This is a genomic window from Bacillus sp. LK2 (genome assembly GCF_001043575.1).
Lineage (GTDB): Bacteria > Bacillota > Bacilli > Bacillales > Bacillaceae_G > Bacillus_A > Bacillus_A paramycoides.
Window position 1 is genome coordinate 1 of sequence record NZ_LDUK01000077.1, and the last position, 4,792, is coordinate 4,792.

The 4,792-nt window shown below is 36.3% G+C and carries 3 protein-coding genes; all 3 read left to right on the forward strand.

The genetic code is table 11. From position 1 onward, the window contains the following. Positions 1-139 precede the first annotated feature (139 nt). The gene (locus VK90_RS26675) at positions 140-2,710 is read left to right on the forward strand and encodes a VirD4-like conjugal transfer protein, CD1115 family (RefSeq protein WP_048376549.1); all 2,571 of its coding nucleotides are present in this window, start codon (positions 140-142) and stop codon (positions 2,708-2,710) included. A gap of 58 nt (positions 2,711-2,768) precedes the next feature. Beyond that, positions 2,769-2,978, forward strand: coding sequence for a hypothetical protein (locus VK90_RS26680; protein ID WP_048376551.1), 210 nt, complete (start codon positions 2,769-2,771; stop codon positions 2,976-2,978). Positions 2,979-3,001: 23 nt separating this feature from the next. Continuing rightward, a partial coding sequence (locus VK90_RS26685) for a pLS20_p028 family conjugation system transmembrane protein (protein WP_048376553.1) occupies positions 3,002-4,792 on the forward strand: 1,791 nt, incomplete at its 3' end.

Sequence of the window (4,792 nt, forward strand, 5' to 3'; positions counted from 1 at the left end):
AACGGATCCAGATAAACCGAAACCACCAGTAGATCCACCAACAAAACCGGAAAAACCAACAAATCCAGAGAAACCAACAAATCTAAAAAAACAACAATCAAAATCAGATGTAACTGTTTAAGGGGGGATTCGCTAACCCATGTACAAGGATAAAATCTCAATTAAATATAAGTTAGCTGAAAAAAAAGTACTCATTCCATTGAGTACTTTTTTGTTTGTAGGAATGTTTTTAATTGCTAATTTTTTACTCAATTTATCTTTAGAGCTGATAGAAACAACATTTAGTGACTTATTACATCCAAAACCATTTCATATGGATATAGGATTTCTTTTTCGGATGCCGATTGCAGAGCATCCGATGTATTACTTGCTTGTTTTCCTTATGGTGATTGGAACGATAGCAAGAACAGTATACAAACTCAAATCTTCCTTCAAAAACTTAAATAATCATGAGAAAGGATCTAGTCGCTTTACAACAGTTGAAGAGCTGAAAAAGCAATATCGAGCCGTACCAGATCGAGAGAAATCATTTAAAGGTGGCGGTGGTGTTGTTATCTCTCGATTAGGTGACAAAGTATTCATTGATGATAGCCCTGTAAACAATTTAATCATTGGTACAACTCGCTCTGGTAAAGGGGAAACCTTTGTATTTCCTACAATTGATGTCTATTCTAGAGCGGAACATAAACCATCTTTAATTTTTAACGATCCAAAGGGGGAACTCATCAGTGCATCGAAAGAAACGCTGGAAGAACGAGGGTATCATATTGAAGTTTTGAACTTGTTAAACCCACTTGATTCTATGAGTTATAACTTGTTACAACTTGTTAGAGATGCCTATAAGGATGGAGATTATTCAACAGCACAGGCATTATGTAAAACACTGTCTCACACTTTGTATTACAACCCAAATGTAAAAGATCCGTTTTGGCAACAATGCGCTATGAGCTTGTGTAATGCCATGATATTAGCTGTTACGGATAAATGTATTGCAGAAGGAACAGAAGAAAAAATCACAATGTATGCAGTAGCAAATATGTTATCAGAACTTGGATCAAAAGAGGTAATCGTAGATCCAAAAGCAGATCCAGAAAATGCATTAGATTTATACTTTGAAGGGTTGCCAGCAGATAGTGTTGCGAAAATGCAATATGCAACCTCAAACTTCTCTAAAGGAACGACACGAGGCGGAATCTTCACCCAAACAATGAACGGACTTTCTATCTTTACGTTCGATGAAATTGCAAAAATGACTTCGAAAAACAGTGTGGATTTAAAACGTGTAGGGTTTGGAAAAACGATAAAAGGAAAAGTAATATCTAGAAAACGAGTAGAAATTGTATTTCCGGATGGTTCAAAGGAGTCTATCAAAGCAGATATCACAGGACGTTTTGCATTGGATTATAAGCAAGTAGTAAAAGTCGGGGATACAATTCAATTTAATGAAAAGGGAAATGATCAAAAGAAAACATCTATTTCTATTACGAAAATAGATGAAAAGACGGGTCATACAGAGTTTAAAGTAGTAGAAGAAAATGAAGATATCCAGGTAACAACAGTGGATTATTTCGATAAACCAGTTGCTATTTTTATGATTACACCAGACTTTGACTCTTCTAATCATGTCATTGCTTCTATTTTCGTAAGACAGCTTTATTTTATATTAGCCAAGGGTGCATCCCTTGCTCGTGGAGGGAAATGTCACCGTGAGGTGGTTTTTTGCCTAGATGAGTTTGGAAATATGCCGAGTATTGAAGGAATGGCGAATATTATTACGGTTTGTCTTGGTAGAAATGTTCGTTTTAACCTTGTTATCCAGGCATATGCACAATTGAAAAACAAATATGGAGATGATGCAGATACCATTGACGGAAACTGTGGGAATACCATTTATATATTAACGAACGATCAACAGACAGCCGAAAAAGTGTCTAAAAAGCTTGGTAATAAGACGATTAACACACTTTCTCGAAGTGGAAAAGGTCTTTCTACTGATAAAAATAAAACCGAAAGCCTAGATCAACGACCACTGTTAACACCGAATGAACTGATGAGTTTTAAAGAAGGGGAAAGTGCCGTTATTCGTGTAATAAAACGTCAAGATAATGAGCGGAAACGAATTAGACCACGACCAATTTATAATACAGAAGAGACAGCCTTAAAATACAGATGGGAATACCTAGGGGTAGAGTTCGATACAGATAAATCTATTTTAGATATAGATATTGACTCCCTACATGATGATGTAGATCCTAAAAAACTCATTGTAGATTTCCTAGGAGAAAGAAAGGCAGAACAAACCCAGAAAGAACCACCAGAGCCAGAACAGGAAACTTCTTCCCAAATAGAGACACCGCAACAAATAGAAGAACCAACAATGATGGGAATTGATGAAGATATTCCCGAAGAGGCGTTTCAGCAAGAAGATAATCCGTTTGATTCACTCACTATTGAAAATTGGAAATCAAAAACGGTTATTGAATTTTTTGAAACTGATTTAGCGGTTTTGAAACTGGTTGATAAGTTCTTTTTAGCACAGTTAGGGAAAGTCATAGATGAGGTTAAAAATCAAGAAATGGGCGAGTTTTACAGTGAATTTCAAATGCTGGCTCACAATGACCATATCGACAAAAGTGTTTATCAAGCAGTTGAAAATAAGATTAATCGAATTTTACGTGATTTAGAAGAAAAGGAACAAGTAACAAGTTAGAAAAGCACTCAAATATTTGAGTGCTTTTTTGAATCCAAACATAAAGGAGGAAGAGAGAATGTGTGTACCGATAATAACGGATAAAATGCAATTGATTTTAGATAGTTACTCGCCATTTGTAACAGAAGAAAATGAGGTCATTCTTGGTCTAGAAGATGCGGTTCTTTTCCTTTCAGTAGATCGGGAACAAAAAGGGAAGTTGATTATTCGTATTGACAGACTGAATGAAAGGGTGAATTGGACAGCAAAGGAAGTATTAGGTCAGTAGTAAGCAAGAGAGGAGGATAAATGGTGAAAGATGAAGAGATTTTAAAAACTTTAGAAGAGTTCTCGGATTATCTCCAAGTAGGTGACATTGTTAATTATGTATTTCGATGGATAGGGTGGTTTATAATTCAAGGTCTATCTTTAATTGTAGATGGCTTGGAGGGTGTGACAGATGCCATATTGGGGATTAAAGGGTTCTTTAATTCGCCGGGAGTACAAGAGTTTGTTGATATGTTATATCCATTGTTCGTCGTTCTTTTAGCTATATCGTTTTTATATATTGGCTATATGTTCATTATGAACAAACAAATGAACCGTTCTCAAATTATCATCAATATTTTCGTTACGCTAAGTGTACTTTGTTTATTAAGTACTGGTATGACAAAGGTCGATAAGTTCACCGATGATGCCATAGCAGTTGTAAAATCAGAGCAAAAAGGCTCTTTGAGTGATGAAATTATTAAGAAGAACATAACGGATATTGCAGTAATAGATCAAAATAAATGGAAAAAGAAAGAAGATATGAGTCCGAAAAATCATATTCCAGAAAAAAACATTAGACAGATAGATATTACAGAAAAAATTGATTCGGATTTTGAGTTTGCAAAGGATAAAAAGTTATCAGATGATGGACAGGGAATTTTGAAAAATAAAAGAGTAATGGATGGGTTAGGAACCGCATCTTTAGCAGAATTGAAAGATGGATGGTTTGATTTCTTCCCAGAAAAGTATTATCGCTGGCATTGGAACTTTTGGAATATATTTTTCACCTTACTGATAACAGGATTAACGTTGTTATTAGTAAGTATTAAGTTAGCGAGATTATTTTATGAGTTGACGTTTAACTACTTGTTAGCCAATATTTTAGCACCAGCAGACGTTGCGAATGGTCAAAAGTTAAAAGCAGTGTTATCAAATATACTCAATATATTTGTAGCAACGATTATGATATTCCTATCTTTGAAGCTATATATAATGGGAACGGAGTTTCTCCATGACAAATTAAGTGGTGTACCATATCTTATTGCATTAGCCGCATTTAGTATGGCAGTTCTAGATGGCCCGTCAGTCGTAGAAAGACTTTTTGGAATCGATATTGGATTAAAGAGCAGTTGGGGCATGTTAGCGGGTGGTTTAGCAGGTGGTTTCGCACTTGGTAAAGGAGTTGGCCGTCTTGCAAATTCAAAACCAATGAAAGGTCTAGGAAATATGATTGGAAAAGGAGCAAAAGGTGCAGCGCAAGGGGCAGGTGTTGCAGCAACAAAAACCGCAAATGCAGCTGGGGGTATCATAGGTGGCTTGAAAAAAGGGAATGGATCCGGAAATAAAGAGTCTTTGCAAGATCAAATGAAAAAAGCGGATCAAAAAAAAACACAAGGCAATGATGTAGCAAATAAAGAAAAGGAAAAAGGTAACTTAAATAAGGACGAAGATAAAAAGAATGGTGGTAATCCATCTATTCAAGAAGATATGAAAAAAGAAGGGAATGAAAAACCAGAGGTAGCAAGTGGGCAAGAATCAGGAACAACAAGTCTTCAAGATGAAATGAAGGCAGCTGGAAAAGTAAGTGGAGCAAGTGAAGGAAATCAAGCAGCAGGAGGAGTAAGACAAGGAGCAAGTGAAGGAAATCCAACAGTCGGAGGAGTAAAACAAGGAGCAAGTCAGGGAAGTCAAACAGCAGGAGGAGTAAAACAGGGAGCAAGTCAGGGAAGTCAAACAGCAGGAGGAGTAAAACAGGGAGCAAGTCAGGGAAATCAAACAGCAGGAGGAGTAAGACAGGGAGCAAGTGAAGGAAATCAAACAGCAGGAGGAGTA

What these genes read in the sequence shown, in the direction of transcription:
- VK90_RS26675 (WP_048376549.1), top strand. Translation starts at nt 140, where the DNA reads ATGTACAAGGATAAAATCTCAATTAAATATAAGTTAGCTGAAAAAAAA.
- VK90_RS26680 (WP_048376551.1), top strand. Translation starts at nt 2,769, where the DNA reads ATGTGTGTACCGATAATAACGGATAAAATGCAATTGATTTTAGATAGT.